The organism is Micromonospora yongxingensis (genome assembly GCF_052601155.1).
In genome coordinates this window covers 245,447-257,958 of sequence record NZ_JBQXEO010000001.1, presented here as the reverse complement: position 1 = coordinate 257,958, position 12,512 = coordinate 245,447, and the positions used below count along the sequence as shown (strand labels likewise).

The following is a 12,512-nucleotide window of genomic DNA, read 5'->3' as shown; positions in this document are numbered from 1 at the left end:
GGTCAGTCCGTGGGCAGCAGCGGACCGAGTGGGCCGAGGTCCAGGTTCAGGTCCTCCGGGGCGAGGCCGAAGTGCTCGCGCAGCCCGGCCATCTGCTCCTCCAGCGCCATCAGCGTCACCCCGATCCGTTCGACCTGCTCCTCGGTCAGGTCACCGAGGTCGACCCGGCGCAGCGCCTGCCGCTCCATCAACTGCCGCAGCAACTCGACGACGGTGAGCACCAGGCTGGCCAGCCCCCGCTCGACCGACTCCCGGTCCACCGCGATCCGGCCGTCCAGCGGGGTGACCCGGGGCGGTCGCCACGACTCCGCGCCCAGCGCGGCGGTGAGCTCCGCCGCCTCGTCCCGCCCGCTCACGCCGCGTCCTCGGGCGGGGCCAGCGCGCCGACCGAGGCGACCAGCGCACGCAGCGAGATGCGGACGAGGTCCACCTCGGCGATGGCCAACGTGATGTCGCCGCTGATCACAACCCCGGTGGCGAGCACCCGGTCGAGCAGGTCCACCAGCGCGACCGGGCGGTACGCCAGCGGATCGTCCGCGCTGCTCGGCGCGAGCGCCGTGGTCACCACGGTTCCCGCACGGTGAGCGCCGGCTCCGGCCGTTCCGCCACGAAGGAGTACGCCGGCCACGGCCCGGTCAGCTCCAGCCGGATCTCGGGATGCCGGTCGCCCAGCACGCGGACCAGGTCGGTGAAGGCGGGCAGCGCCGCGAGGTCCAGCAGGTACGCCCCGTTGAGCACCATCGGGGTCGCCACCCCGGACAGTCGCCGGTCCTGCGGGGCGTGCCGCCGGCCCGCCACGGCCAGCTCGCACAGGGCGGCGTGCACCGCCTCGGCCGCCGCACTGGCCGCCTGCTGGCCCTCCTCCCGGGCGGTCAACTGCGCCCGGCGGCGGCGCAGGTACGCCGTCCCCACCCCTCCGCCGCCGGCCGCCGCGGCGCTCGCGGCGGCCGCACCCGGCACCAGGTAACCCTTCACACCCCACTCGCCGCGCCCGGTGAGACGATCCAGGGTGGCGACCAGTTCGGCCCGACGGGCGGCGAGGGACTCGGCCACCCGGCTGTCGTCGCTGTGCACGGTGGCGAGGCGGGCGGGCACCACCGGCCCCCGGCGGGTCAGCGCCTCGACCACGGCGTGATGCGCACGGGCCGCCCGCTCCAGCCAGGCCAGGTCCTCCAGGTTGCGGCGCAGCGGCTGCTCGCCGTACTCGTCCAGCGGCGCGGAGCTGACCACGGCGACCAGCCCGGCCGCGGAGACCGTACGGACCGGAGCACCGTCCATTCCGGGGATCGCCGCCAGCGCCGCCGGATCGGCGTCCCGGACCACACCGTGCAGCCAGGCCCCGGCGGCCGGGGTGGCCCGGTCGGCGGCCAGCTCAGCCGTCGAACTCATCCCACTCCTCCACTTCGGCGTCCCGGCGTCGCGCCCGGGCCGCCACCCGCGGCCGGCGCTCCGCCTCGACCTGCTCCGGGTCACGCGGTCCCGGCTCCACCGGAGGCCGGGCCCGCGAGCTGAGCCACGGGTCGTGCTCCCACCAGTCGATGCCGATCTGCCGCGCGGTGTCGACCGACGCGATGACGAGCCGCAACTTCAGCGTCAGCAGCTCGATGTCGAGCAGGCTGACCCGGATGTCGCCGGCGATCACGATGCCCCGGTCGAGCACCCGCTCCAGGATGTCGCCGAGATTGGCCGGCTCGTGGCCGGCCGGCAGGACCTGCCCGGAGTTCTGCACGACCGACGGAGCCTGCGGTCTGGTCATCTCAGCCCACCTCGCCCTTCCCGCGCTGGTAGCGCCGCACCCGTCGGTAGCCGAGCAGCCCGCCCTCGATGTCGAGTTCGACCTCGTAGAGGCCGAGCAGATCGGTCGACGCGGGAATCCGGTGATCCTCGACCACCTCGACCCCGATCAGCCAGCCGTCGTCGGTGGCCTGGACCGAGGTGGCTCCGACCGGGTCCCGGCCGGACAGCTCGACAACCTGGCGCAGCCCCTCCCGGACCGCCTCGGCGGCCGACACGGGCTCGACGTACTCCTCCTCGTCGTACTGATCGGCGTCGGCGCCCTCCGGCTCCCGCCGGCGGGTGCGTTCGCCGTCGCTGCGGATTGCCACCTCGCTCACCTCCCCCGCCGCCGGTCCGGGTCACCCGGCCGGTCGGCACGCCGTCGCTGGCCGGTCCCCCGTGGCCCCCCGGAGCGGGCCGGGCGGTCACCCTCCCGGCCCGCGCCCGGGGCAGCGCTACGAGCGCCGCCACCCGTGCCAATCAGCCGGTCCAGGACCTGCTGCTGTCTCAGGTCACGCTCCTGCGAGGTGATGTCGCCAGCGGCCGCCGCCGCGTCCAACTCCTCCAGCTCACGCCGGATGTTGGCCGGGTCGTACCGCTGTGACTCCGCCTCCCGCGCGATCACCTTCACCACGGCGGTCAGCCCTCGCATCGGGGCGTACGGCAGGGTCAGCAGCCCCCAGAGGATGTCCATGCGTCACTCCACCAGCTGATGGGCGCTGACGAAGTCGTACGGGGCGAGCGGCCCGAGCAGCCGCATCCGGATCAGGTCCCGGCGCTGCTCGGCGAACTCCTCCAGCACCCGCACGAACTCCTCCTCGTCGTCGGCGGCCACGAGGAAGGCGACGTTCATCGCGTCCAGTTCGCTGCTCGGCGGGCGCGGCGCGTGCGTCACCGCGTACGGGGTGAGCAGGTCGATCAGCGTCCGGTTCTCCGCCTCCCGGCGCAGCTCCACCCCCTGGCTGATCATCTCGCCGAGCCGGATCCGCTGTTCCCGGCTCTCCGCCTCCGGCCGGCCACGCACGTGGTCGGCGAGCGCGGCGGCGGAGGGGTTCTCGGCGAGGAATTCGCTGATCATTTCCTCCTCGTCGAAGCGGCCGTGCACGGTGTACTGCAGCCGGTCCTCGAACTCGTCGAGGGCGGCGGCGAACCGGTCGTGGTGGGCCTCCAGCAGGTCCTGGACCGCGTCCGGCCCGGTCACCACCGTGCCGAACCGGACCGGCAGCACGGGGGCGACGGCCGCCGTCCCGTCCAGCAGCGTCTGGTACGCGGTCAGGTCGGCCGGGCGGCCCATCGGCTCCTCCAACCCGACCTCGCTGACCAGCGCGGCCAGGTCGCCGTGCCGGACCACGGTCACCTCGCCCGGCGGGTTGCCGACCCCTTCCGCGTCCGCGGTCGGCTCCACGTCGGACGGCACGATGCCGTAGATGAACAGCCCGGCCTCGCCGGCCGGCTGGGCCTGCTCGTCGGTCATCTTCACCGCTCCTCGTCCCGGCGTCGGCGTGGCCGCTCCCGCCCCCGGTCGGAGCCGCGGTCGCTCAATGAGTCCGCGACCGCCCCGCTGATCTCCTGGGCCGCCTTGCCGAGGCCGGAGATCGCCTTGCCCTTGGTCGCCGCCCCGGCCGCGTCTCCCGCCAGGTCGGGCAGCCCCTTCGTGCCCTTGGGCACGATGCTCAGCCGGTCGACCGTCTCGGCGAACCGCAGGTAGGTGTCGACGCTGGCGATCACGATCCGGGCGTTGATCTCCAACAGCTGAATGCCGACCACGGCCACCGACACCTGCGCGTCGATCACCACGCCCTTGTCCAGCACCGTCTCCACGACGTCGGCCAGAGTGCCCCCGCCGCCTCCTCCGCCGCCGCCGCGCTCCAACGCGCCGCCCTGGCGTCCGCTAGTCGTCGCGATGCTCACTGGTCACGGTCCTCACGTCGACGGCGGACCACCGGCCGTCGTGGTGCCTCCGGCGCCCGACGGGCGGCGGGGCGGGGGCGCTGCGGCTCCTCACGCGACTCCCGCTCCTCGAGCGACTCCCGTCCCTGCCGGGGCTCTCGCTCCTGGCGCGGCTGGGGGCGGCGGGCCCGCTCCGGCTGGCGCCGGCGGGGTGGAGGCTGCTCTTCCTCGGGCTCTTCCTCCTCGTACCCCTCGTCGTAGTCCTCGCCCTCGTCGTACGCCTCGTACTCCTCCTCCTCCGGGGGCCGGCGGCGCTCCGGCGGCCGACGGCGGCCGCGCTCGGCGGGCCGGCGCCGCTCCTCCTCCGGCTGTTCCTCCCGCTCCTCCGCCCGGCCCTGCTCCTCGCGGGCCTCCTGCTCCTCGCGGAGCGCGGTCTCGTGGTCCTTGACCACCTGGGAGTCCTCGATCTCGCCGCGCCAGCCCTCGACCGAGTCCAGGTCCAGCACGGTAGAGGTCATCACGTGCCGGACGAAGTGCTTCAACTCCAGCCGCACCCGCCGGCCCTGGGCGCGCCACAGGTTGCCGGTGTGCTCGAAGAGGCCCTGCGGGTGGTACTCCAGCACCACCAGGATGCGCGTCAGGTCCGGGGTGACCTCGTGGAAGCTGACCGTGCCGTCGACCGAGCCCTTCTCGCCCTTGGACCGCCAGTGGATGAGCTTGTCGGGCACCTGCCGGACGATGGTGGACTCCCAGGTCCGGTGTGACCAGAAGACCTGCGCCTTCCAGGTCAGCTTCTCGTCCGACGCGGTGTCGACGTTCTCGACCTTCTTCATGAAGCTGGGGAAGTCACCGAACTGCGTCCACTGGTTGTACGCGGCCCGCACCGGCACGCCGACCTCGATGGTCTCGACGATGTTGGTGACCTTCTGCTTCTTGCCGCCCTTGTCGCCGCCCTTCCCGCCTACGCGGCCGAGAGCCGACATCACCTTCTCCTTACCGCCGGCCATCCCGGCATGCACCATCGCCTTCACCGGTGACCCGCCCTCGGCGAGCTTCTGCGCGCCGGTCGCGGCGGCGATCAGACCGGGCCCGCCGCCCTGGCGCGCGTACTCGCTGAGCCGGCCGGTCGCACCGGTGATCCGCTCGCTCACCACGCTCATCGCACGCTCGCCGATCGCCCCGGCCAGGTTGCGCACCTCGTCGGCCAACTGGCCGCGGAGCTTGTCGCCGAGACCGCCGGGGTTCGTGTTCGCCGCCATGGTCACCGCCCCCGCCGCTGCTCGGCCGCCGCGTCGTCCCCGTCGGGCTGGTCGGTCGCGTCACGGTCGCTGTCCCGACCCGCGCTTTCGTCGCCGCCACCGCTCTGGTGGCCGGAACGGCTGCGCAGGGCGTCGGCCGAGCCCCGCAGCCGACCGGTGAGGGCGTCCACCCGGCTGCCGGCCGCGGCGGTGGCGGCCGCCTTGCCGGCGTTGACGAGCGGCCCGCCGAGGCGGCCCAGACTGCTCAGTTGGGGGGAGGCGTGCAGCACGTCGGTGCCCCGCTTCACCAGCCCGCCCGCGTCGCGGCTGGCCCGGCCCGCGGCGACCGCGGCGGCCAGGGTGAGCGCGGTACGCAGCTTGCGGCGCCGACCGAGCAGGTAGCCGAAGCCCACCGCCAGTCCGATTCGTGTTCCGGTCTTCATCAGCTCTCCTTCGCTCCCCGAAGGGTCCGGACGCCTGCCCGGTGGGGGCCGAGAAGGGCTACCGGGGAATTGCGCGAACCATTCCTTGGATCAGGCGTCCCGTATCTGCGGACCCGGCGGGCAGTACCCGCCGACATTCCGCCGAAACCCTGTCGGCAATTCCCGTCAGCACGCCGGAAAGGCCATCTGGAAATGAGGCACCAGACGACTCAGATCGGACTTCGGGCGACAATGAGCAGGGAGAACGACAGAAAGGCGAAACCGCTGAATGAAGGTCAGAGGGCCGGCGGCGTCGAATCGAGGCAGATTTCGGCGCGCACCTTGTCGCCATCCTCGCGCAATTTCGCACCGCACTTCCTCAGCACGGCCACCGCCCCGACATTGTCCGGCGTCGTCTCGGCCACCACGGCGCGCATGCCGGCCCGGGCAGCGGCGTTCAGCAACTCCCGCAGGGCGGTCGCGCCGATCCCCTGCCCGCGTGCCGACCGCCCGAGCCACATGCCGGCCTCCACCGTGCCGGGCTCGTCACAGCGCGTCATGCGGACCATTCCCATGACCTCGCCGCCCACGAGGATGGCGTACATCTGGGAGCGGGTCGGGCCCGCCAGGCCGCCGAAGCTCGCGCGGTGGAACTCGCGGAAGGCCTCCCGACGGGCGAGCGACCAGCCGGCGGGAGCGTCGACCGGAGGCATGACGTCGCCCGGCTCGGCCTCGGCAGCCGCTACGGAGAGCAACGGCTCCAGGTTCCGCTCGTCCACCGGCTCCAGCCGGACCGCACCCGCCACGTGCCGCAGTCTGCCGCCCTCATCGGCCGAAGTCCACCCCATTGGCCATCCACTGGCGGTCCGGTCACCGGTATCGGCCGGTCGGGCGGCCAGGGTGTTCCACCTCACGCTCCGTTGCCACCCAGCCGGTCGGGGCGGCGCTCAGACCGCCGGCCCGAACTCGCAGAACACCACCGAGGCGTCGTCGGTGGGCTTGTGCCGCCGCAGCCGGTCGGGATGGTCGCGCTCGGCGTCCCGGACCCGATCGACCAACGCGCCCGGCCCGTCGGCGCTCAGCATGTCCAGCAGCCCGGCCCAGTCGGTCAGCCCGAACTGCTCGACCGCGCTGGACGCGCCGTCGCTGAGCAGCGCCGCCCGCCGCACCGCCGCCGGCCCCCGCTGCGGCAACGTCCCGGTCACCGCGTGGAAGGCCGCGTCCGGATCGGCCGCCGCCACCCAGTAGCCGTGTGTGCGGTTCATCCGCTCCCGCTGGACCCCCACGGCGTGGCGGAACCGGGTGACCGGGTCCGTACCGCCGGCCGGCACGGTGGCGACCGTACGGCGCAGCTCCGCCATCGCCGTCTCCAGCCGGTCGTCGGTCACCACACTGACCTGGCCGCCCGCGTCCAGCACCAGAGGGCTGTCACAGAGCACCAGGTAGTCCACCTGATCGCCACAGTCCCGCAGCAGGCAGACCGTGCTGGACGGCGTACCCGGGTGGTCGAGGTCGCACTGTCCGCCGTGGTCGGCCCGCACGGCGAGGATGGCCGCGGCCAGGTTGCTGGTCAGCCGGGCCGACGGGCGCGCCGCCTCGGCGACGCCGAGGCGGGCGGCCAGGTGCCGGACGTACCACTCCGGCCCGTGTACGCAGCCGGTGTCGAAACCTTCCGGAACGGTGGCACCGTCCAGGACGCCGACCAGCGGGCCGAACCGGAAGACCAGATCCTCGTTGACGGGCCGGCCCGGGGCTGGCGCCGACGCGGAACTCACCCGCATCATCGGCGCCGGCCCCCGGGTCACCTCAGCGCTGCCGGAGGTCGTCGGCGGCAGCATGCGCCTGCCCCTGTACCTGACCAGCGGCCGAGCGGCCCTGATCCCGGACGGCGGACACCCCCTGCTGGGCCGTGGACCGCACGGACTGCGCCGCCTGCTGCGCGGGCTCCCGCATGTTGTCCCGGACCTGGTTGCCGACCTGGCTCGCCTGCTCGCGCAGCTCACCGGAGTGCTCGCTCACCATGTTCCGGGCACGGCCGGCCATCTGCCGCTCCCGGCCGCTCGGCGGAACCAGCGAGGCCGCCAGCAGCCCCACGCCGAAGGCAACCAGGCCAGCCGCCAGCGGGTTGCCCTGCGCCTGCTCACGGGACTGCTGCCCGAGCGAGCGGGCCTCGTCCCGCGCCGAGTACACCGCGCCCCGGGACTGCTGCCCCAGTGACCGGGCCTGGTCGCGTGCCGAGCCGGCCATGTGCGACATTCGATCGCCGGTCTCCTGCCCCAGGGACCGGGCCTGGTCGCGTGCCGAACCGGCCATGTGCGACATCCGCTCGCTGGTCTCCTGCCCCATGTGACTCGAAGTGCCCATCACCTTCTCCTTCGCTCGGGTGAACACGCCCCGGGCCTGCCCGACGCGGTCACCGGCGATCCGACGCGGGTTGACCTTGTCGGTCAGCGCGTCGACGTCACTGCTCAACTCGTTGCGGGTGCTCTCGATCTCCCGCCGGATCTGATCAGGATCACTCGACATGACCGCTACCTCCGACTTGTTCACCGGCCGCGCAGGGCGTCCGGCATCTCCTTGGCGGTCTGCTTCGTCCGGGGCAACACCGCACGTGCCCGGCGCAGCTCGCTCCGGGCGTTGACGAAGAGGCCAGCGGCCACGACGCCCCAGACGACCGCGACGATCAGTGCCGCCCAGCCCTGGTCCATCGTGTTCGACAGCCCCCACCACGCCGCGAACGACACGAACAGGATGGCCAGGAACCCGGCCAGCCCCGCCCCGCCGAACATGCCGCCGGCCTTGCCGGCCTGGCTCGCCTCCTCGCGGAGCTCGGCCTTGGCCAGCTCGACCTCCTTGCGCATCAGCGTGGAGAGGTCCCGGGTCACGTCACCCAGCAGGTCGCCGACCGAAGCCTGTGTCCGCTCCTTCTCCGGGGCGCTCACAGTGCCACCCCGCCCGGTACGTCCGGGTCGCGGCGCCCGGCCGGCGAGACGTTCTGCGCCCGTGCGGTCCCGGTGTACGGCTGATCGGGCTCGTACGGCTGCGTCCCGGTCCCGGCTGCCTGGCCCTGCGGAGCCGGTGCACCGCCGGACATTCCGCCGCCGCCACCACTGGTCAGACCACGCGTGAGCCGCCCGACCAGCAGACCGGCCACCGCCGCACTGGCCAAAAAGGTGCCGGGATGCTGCCGTGCGTACGTACGCACGTCATGCAGCACCTCACCGGGTTCCCGTCCGTCCAGCCAACCGGCGGCGCGTTGGGCGGCGTCGGCCGCCCGGCGTACCGCCTGGTTGGCCAACCCGGAGTCGCCGTCCCTTTCGGCCATCGAGTTGAGCCCCTGGCCCAGATCGCGCAGCCCGTCAACGGCCCGTTGCTGTTGCGACCGGGCCTGCTCACGCAGCTGGTTGGTGGCCTCCCCGGTCAGGTGCCGCGCCTGCTGGCGCGCCTCGGTCGCCACCTGCCCGCCCTGCTCAGCGGCGGCGTGCGCAACCTGGCCGCCGGCCTGCGTGGCCTGCTGTCCGACCCGGGATGCTTCCTGCCGAGCCTGCTGCCCGGTTCCGGTCGCACCCTGCGATGGCCGGCTCGGGTTCATACCCGTCATAGCCCGCTCCCTTCCTCGGCCCGAAGCCGCGCGACAGCGACCCGGGACCCGTCCCGCCTACCCGTCGCAGGCAGCGACATGCTTTCGCCGGTCGCGACGGGTCGGACACCGGGGACGGACCTCTCAGACGGGCGGTCAGCGACGGCGGTTGCGGGCGCGGGACGACCGGAGCCGGCGGAGCCGGCCGATCAGCACGGGGTCGGCGGCGAGCGCCGCGGGATTGTCGAGCAGCGCGTTGAGCAGCTGGTAGTACCGGGTCGAGGAGACCCCGAAGGTGTCCCGGACGGCCTGCTCCTTGGCGCCGGCGTGCCGCCACCACTGCTGCTCGAAGGCGAGGATGGCGCGTTCCCGCTCGGTCAGCCCCGCCGCAGGGGCGGCCGGTTCGGCCTCGGCCCCGGCATCCGGGGCGGGATCAGCGGTGCTCTCGACGGACGGCGCCGGCCGGGGTGTCGGGACGGTCGGCCCACCACCGGTCGACACGGCGCCCGGACGAGCGTCGGTGGACGGCTCGGGGGCGGTCGGGGTGGCGTCGGCGGGCATGACGCTCAGCCTAACCAGGGACGACCCGGGTCGCAGCAGCCGACGCGGCCGGCCCCGCACCGCCGGGAACCCCGACGGCCGGGCCGGCCGCGCCGCACCACCGGTCAGGAGATGTCGCGTCGGCGCATGGCCCAGAGAGCGGCGCCGAGGATCACCACCAGGCCGACAGAGAGGAGCACGGAGGACTGCTGCCAGGTGATGTCCAGCGTGTCCGGCTTGCACTCCCCGTAGTAGGTGGCGTTGCAGGAGTTCCAGTCCTGCAACGTGATCTTCTTTTGCATCCAGGCCGCCGCGTACGTGGGCAGCAGCCACGCCTCGGTGAACCGGACGCTCGCCATCGACAGCAGGATGCCCAGGCCGAACTGGCCGACCACCATCACCGCCACCACGCCGCCGAGTGCCATCGCCGTGTGCCGGCCCAGCGAGGCCAGCGCGAAGCCGATGGTGGTGAGCACCAGCACCAGCACGACGCCGCGCAGCCCGGTGAGGGCGGACGACTGCCAGGCTCCGGCGGTCATCTTCTCGGTGCTGCCCCGGAACGAGGCGACCGCCCAGAACCCGGCGAACCAGAGCACCGCCGCGGGCAGCGTCACCGCCAGCATGCCGGTGAGCAGCGCGGCCAGCTTGGTGAGCAGCACGGTGAGCCGCTTCGGCCGCCAGAGCAGCAGGTTCATCATGCCGCCGGTGCTCCACTCGGCACCGACGAAGGACGCACCGACCACGAACCCGACCAGGGCGAGGATCGCCGCGAACGGGATCAGCGTCTCGTCGAACGTCTCCCGGAAGTTGAACGTGGAGGGCAGGAACCACTCCGCCTCGATCTGCTCGCGGGGCGGCGGCGTGATCACCGAGCAGTCGTCGGGGTACCGGCCGTCGGTCGCCGTACCGGCGGTCTTGGCCTGCTCACACGCGGCGCGTTCCTGCTCGCTCCAGCGCACCTGCTCCTGGTAGCTCTGCTCGGCCTGGCGCTCGGCCTGGGCGAGCTGATCGGCGCCGATCTTCTGGTTGGTGAAGAAGACCCCGATCACCACGGCGGCCAGCACCAGCAGGCCGAGCAGGGACATGTAGCGGGTGAAGCGCCGCTTCGCCAGCCGACGCAGCTCCGTACGATAGAGGCTCACGCGCCCCACCCTCCTCCGGTGGTGCCGGGCTGCCCCGTCCCACCGACCTTCGTGGACTCGTCGACCTGCCGGTGCTGCCCCGGTACCGGCGCGGTGGCGGTCAGTTCGAGGAAGACGCTCTCCAGGTCGACGGCGATCGGGGCCAGCTCGCTGACGTAGAGGTTCTGCTCGGCCAGCAGCCGGGTGATCATGGCCGGCTTGTCGACGCCGGCCAGCATCAGGTGGTCCGGGTGACCGGTGACCCGGATCCCGGCCCGGGTGAGCGCCTCGGTGGCCGTCGCCAGGTCGCTGACCGCCTCCAGCCGGACCCGGACGGCGCCGGAGGAGTGCTGCGCGAGCACCTCGTCGACCGGACCGAAGGCGACCCGCCGGCCCAGCGAGATGATGGTGACCGAGTCGCAGATCAGCTGGATCTCGCCGAGGATGTGGCTGGACAGCACCACGGTCATCCCGGATTCGGCGAGCGTCCGCATCAGCGTGCGCATCTCCCGGATGCCGCCCGGGTCGAGGCCGTTGGCCGGCTCGTCGAGGATGAGCAGCTTCGGGTTCTTCAGCAGGGCGGAGGCGACGGCGAGCCGCTGCTTCATGCCCAACGAGTACGTCTTGACCCGCTCGCCGGCCCGGTCGCGCAGCCCGACGAGCTCCAGCACCTCGTCGACCCGGGTGGCCGGCACCTCACCGGCACCGGCCAGCAGGGACAGCGTGTCCCGTGCCGAGAAGTGCGGGAAGAACTGCGGGCTCTCCACGATCGCGCCGACCTGACCGGCGACGGTGGGCAGCGCGGCGGGCACCTCGTGCCCGAGCAGCGTCATCCGGCCGCCGTCGGGCCGGATCAGGCCGAGCAGGGTACGCAGCGTGGTGGTCTTGCCGGACCCGTTGGGGCCCAGGAAGCCGTGCACCTGCCCTGCGTCGACCCGCATGTCGAAACCGTCGAGCGCGTTGCGGGTGCCGCGTCGACGACTCTTGTACGTCTTACGTAGACCTTCGATCTCCAGGACAGCTGGCAAGCTGCACCTCCCCCGATGATGGGCGTGACAGGCGACACCATACGCGGTATGCAGCCGCGTGCAATACCGGGTATGCATCGACGCGCCGAACGAGGTCCTTGATCTACGGAGAGTGACCGGTCAGGCGCAGACGACCTGCACACCGGCGGCGCGGAACGCCTCCACCACCGCCGGTGCGGCGCCGGAGTCGGTCACCAGCGTCTCGACCCGCTCGACCGGGCAGATCCGGGCGAAGGCGTGACCGCCCAACTTGGACGAGTCCGCGATGATCACCACCCGCTTGGCGCGGGCCACCATCAGGTTGTTCATGGCCGCCTCGCCCTCGTGGTGGGCGGCGGCGCCGAGCTGCGGGTCGATCGCGTCCACGCCGAGCAGCGCGACGTCCAGGGTGACCTCACGCAGCAACGCTCCGCCCAGCGGACCGACCAGCTCGAACGACTTGGGGCGCACCACCCCGCCGGCCACCACGACCTTCATCCGGGACCGGACGAGCAACTCGTTGGCGATGTTCAGCGCGTTGGTCACCACGGTCAGCTGGGCACCCTCGGCGCTGGTGTTCAGGTCCGGCCGGACGGCCAGCGCCCGGGCCACCTCGGTGCTGGTGGTGCCGCCGTTGAGGCCGACCACGGTGCCGGGCGTGACGAGCGCGGCCGCGGCGGCGCCGATCCGCTGCTTCTCCGCCGAGTGCTTGGCCGTCTTGTAGCGCAGTGGCAGGTCGTAGGAGACCCCGTTGGCCACCGCGCCGCCCCGGGTCCTGGTGATCATCTGCTGCTGGGCGAGCTGGTCGAAGTCACGGCGGATGGTGGCCTGGGAAACGTCCAGCCGCTCGGCGGCCGCCTCGACGCTGACCCGACCGTTGTCGGTCAGCATTTCGAGCAGGGCGTTCCATCTGGCGTACCGGTCCACCGCGGGGGCCC

General features: G+C 72.9%; 19 protein-coding genes. All 19 read right to left on the bottom strand.

All coding sequences use genetic code 11. The annotated features are described in order from the left end of the window. Positions 1-2: 2 nt before the first annotated feature. Positions 3-356 (bottom strand): gas vesicle protein K, encoded by a 354-nt coding sequence (locus ACTWLT_RS01215; RefSeq protein ID WP_445316785.1) that lies wholly within the window; start codon positions 354-356, stop codon positions 3-5. Next, the gene (locus tag ACTWLT_RS01210; protein WP_252417242.1) at positions 353-565 is read right to left on the bottom strand and encodes a gas vesicle protein; all 213 of its coding nucleotides are present in this window, start codon (positions 563-565) and stop codon (positions 353-355) included. The genes ACTWLT_RS01215 and ACTWLT_RS01210 overlap by 4 nt, the downstream gene beginning before the upstream one ends. Next, a complete protein-coding gene (locus tag ACTWLT_RS01205) occupies positions 562-1,389 on the bottom strand; it encodes a GvpL/GvpF family gas vesicle protein (protein ID WP_445316784.1) in 828 nt (275 codons plus the stop codon). Before ACTWLT_RS01205 ends, ACTWLT_RS01210 begins: the two co-directional genes overlap by 4 nt. Further along, positions 1,373-1,756, bottom strand: a complete 384-nt coding sequence (locus ACTWLT_RS01200; protein WP_445316783.1) for a gas vesicle protein — start codon at positions 1,754-1,756, stop codon at positions 1,373-1,375. Before ACTWLT_RS01200 ends, ACTWLT_RS01205 begins: the two co-directional genes overlap by 17 nt. A 1-nt stretch (position 1,757) precedes the next feature. Further along, complete coding sequence (locus tag ACTWLT_RS01195; protein ID WP_445316782.1) at positions 1,758-2,105, bottom strand: gas vesicle protein GvpO; 348 nt, start codon at positions 2,103-2,105, stop codon at positions 1,758-1,760. Between the two features lie 5 nt (positions 2,106-2,110). After that, positions 2,111-2,470, bottom strand: coding sequence for a gas vesicle protein GvpG (locus ACTWLT_RS01190; RefSeq protein WP_445316781.1), 360 nt, complete (start codon positions 2,468-2,470; stop codon positions 2,111-2,113). Positions 2,471-2,473: 3 nt separating this feature from the next. Then, entirely contained in the window at positions 2,474-3,250 is a 777-nt protein-coding gene (locus tag ACTWLT_RS01185; protein ID WP_445316780.1) for a GvpL/GvpF family gas vesicle protein, read from the bottom strand. Between the two features lie 2 nt (positions 3,251-3,252). Then, positions 3,253-3,687: a gas vesicle protein GvpJ gene (gene gvpJ / locus ACTWLT_RS01180; RefSeq protein WP_445316779.1), complete on the bottom strand. Its 435-nt coding sequence runs from the start codon at positions 3,685-3,687 to the stop codon at positions 3,253-3,255. Continuing rightward, positions 3,684-4,925: an SRPBCC family protein gene (locus ACTWLT_RS01175; protein WP_445316778.1), complete on the bottom strand. Its 1,242-nt coding sequence runs from the start codon at positions 4,923-4,925 to the stop codon at positions 3,684-3,686. Before ACTWLT_RS01175 ends, gvpJ begins: the two co-directional genes overlap by 4 nt. 2 nt (positions 4,926-4,927) lie before the next feature. Beyond that, complete coding sequence (locus tag ACTWLT_RS01170) at positions 4,928-5,347, bottom strand: hypothetical protein (protein WP_445316777.1); 420 nt, start codon at positions 5,345-5,347, stop codon at positions 4,928-4,930. A gap of 275 nt (positions 5,348-5,622) precedes the next feature. Beyond that, positions 5,623-6,132, bottom strand: coding sequence for a GNAT family N-acetyltransferase (locus ACTWLT_RS01165; RefSeq protein ID WP_252417250.1), 510 nt, complete (start codon positions 6,130-6,132; stop codon positions 5,623-5,625). 141 nt (positions 6,133-6,273) lie between these two features. After that, positions 6,274-7,164 carry a hypothetical protein gene (locus ACTWLT_RS01160; RefSeq protein WP_445316776.1) on the bottom strand — a complete coding sequence of 297 codons (891 nt, stop codon included), beginning with the start codon at positions 7,162-7,164 and terminating at the stop codon, positions 6,274-6,276. Next, the gene (locus ACTWLT_RS01155; RefSeq protein ID WP_445316775.1) at positions 7,133-7,852 is read right to left on the bottom strand and encodes a DUF3618 domain-containing protein; all 720 of its coding nucleotides are present in this window, start codon (positions 7,850-7,852) and stop codon (positions 7,133-7,135) included. The genes ACTWLT_RS01160 and ACTWLT_RS01155 overlap by 32 nt, the downstream gene beginning before the upstream one ends. Before the next feature lie 20 nt (positions 7,853-7,872). Beyond that, a complete protein-coding gene (locus ACTWLT_RS01150; protein WP_445316774.1) occupies positions 7,873-8,268 on the bottom strand; it encodes a phage holin family protein in 396 nt (131 codons plus the stop codon). Beyond that, entirely contained in the window at positions 8,265-8,927 is a 663-nt protein-coding gene (locus tag ACTWLT_RS01145; RefSeq protein ID WP_445316773.1) for a hypothetical protein, read from the bottom strand. Before ACTWLT_RS01145 ends, ACTWLT_RS01150 begins: the two co-directional genes overlap by 4 nt. Positions 8,928-9,062: 135 nt before the next feature. Continuing rightward, a complete protein-coding gene (locus tag ACTWLT_RS01140) occupies positions 9,063-9,467 on the bottom strand; it encodes a DUF3263 domain-containing protein (protein ID WP_445316772.1) in 405 nt (134 codons plus the stop codon). Positions 9,468-9,571: 104 nt separating this feature from the next. Then, complete coding sequence (locus tag ACTWLT_RS01135; protein ID WP_445316771.1) at positions 9,572-10,588, bottom strand: ABC transporter permease subunit; 1,017 nt, start codon at positions 10,586-10,588, stop codon at positions 9,572-9,574. Then, positions 10,585-11,595 (bottom strand): ABC transporter ATP-binding protein, encoded by a 1,011-nt coding sequence (locus ACTWLT_RS01130; protein WP_445316770.1) that lies wholly within the window; start codon positions 11,593-11,595, stop codon positions 10,585-10,587. Before ACTWLT_RS01130 ends, ACTWLT_RS01135 begins: the two co-directional genes overlap by 4 nt. 120 nt (positions 11,596-11,715) lie before the next feature. Then, entirely contained in the window at positions 11,716-12,501 is a 786-nt protein-coding gene (locus tag ACTWLT_RS01125; protein WP_252417257.1) for a DeoR/GlpR family DNA-binding transcription regulator, read from the bottom strand. Between the last annotated feature and the right edge of the window lie 11 nt (positions 12,502-12,512).

Bases quoted from the DNA above. Each gene is read 5' to 3' on its own strand.
- ACTWLT_RS01205 (WP_445316784.1), bottom strand. From the start codon at position 1,389: ATGAGTTCGACGGCTGAGCTGGCCGCCGACCGGGCCACCCCGGCCGCC.
- ACTWLT_RS01200 (WP_445316783.1), bottom strand. From the start codon at position 1,756: ATGACCAGACCGCAGGCTCCGTCGGTCGTGCAGAACTCCGGGCAGGTC.
- ACTWLT_RS01190 (WP_445316781.1), bottom strand. From the start codon at position 2,470: ATGGACATCCTCTGGGGGCTGCTGACCCTGCCGTACGCCCCGATGCGA.
- ACTWLT_RS01185 (WP_445316780.1), bottom strand. From the start codon at position 3,250: ATGACCGACGAGCAGGCCCAGCCGGCCGGCGAGGCCGGGCTGTTCATC.
- ACTWLT_RS01175 (WP_445316778.1), bottom strand. From the start codon at position 4,925: ATGGCGGCGAACACGAACCCCGGCGGTCTCGGCGACAAGCTCCGCGGC.
- ACTWLT_RS01170 (WP_445316777.1), bottom strand. From the start codon at position 5,347: ATGAAGACCGGAACACGAATCGGACTGGCGGTGGGCTTCGGCTACCTG.
- ACTWLT_RS01160 (WP_445316776.1), bottom strand. From the start codon at position 7,164: ATGCTGCCGCCGACGACCTCCGGCAGCGCTGAGGTGACCCGGGGGCCG.
- ACTWLT_RS01155 (WP_445316775.1), bottom strand. From the start codon at position 7,852: ATGTCGAGTGATCCTGATCAGATCCGGCGGGAGATCGAGAGCACCCGC.
- ACTWLT_RS01145 (WP_445316773.1), bottom strand. From the start codon at position 8,927: ATGACGGGTATGAACCCGAGCCGGCCATCGCAGGGTGCGACCGGAACC.
- ACTWLT_RS01140 (WP_445316772.1), bottom strand. From the start codon at position 9,467: ATGCCCGCCGACGCCACCCCGACCGCCCCCGAGCCGTCCACCGACGCT.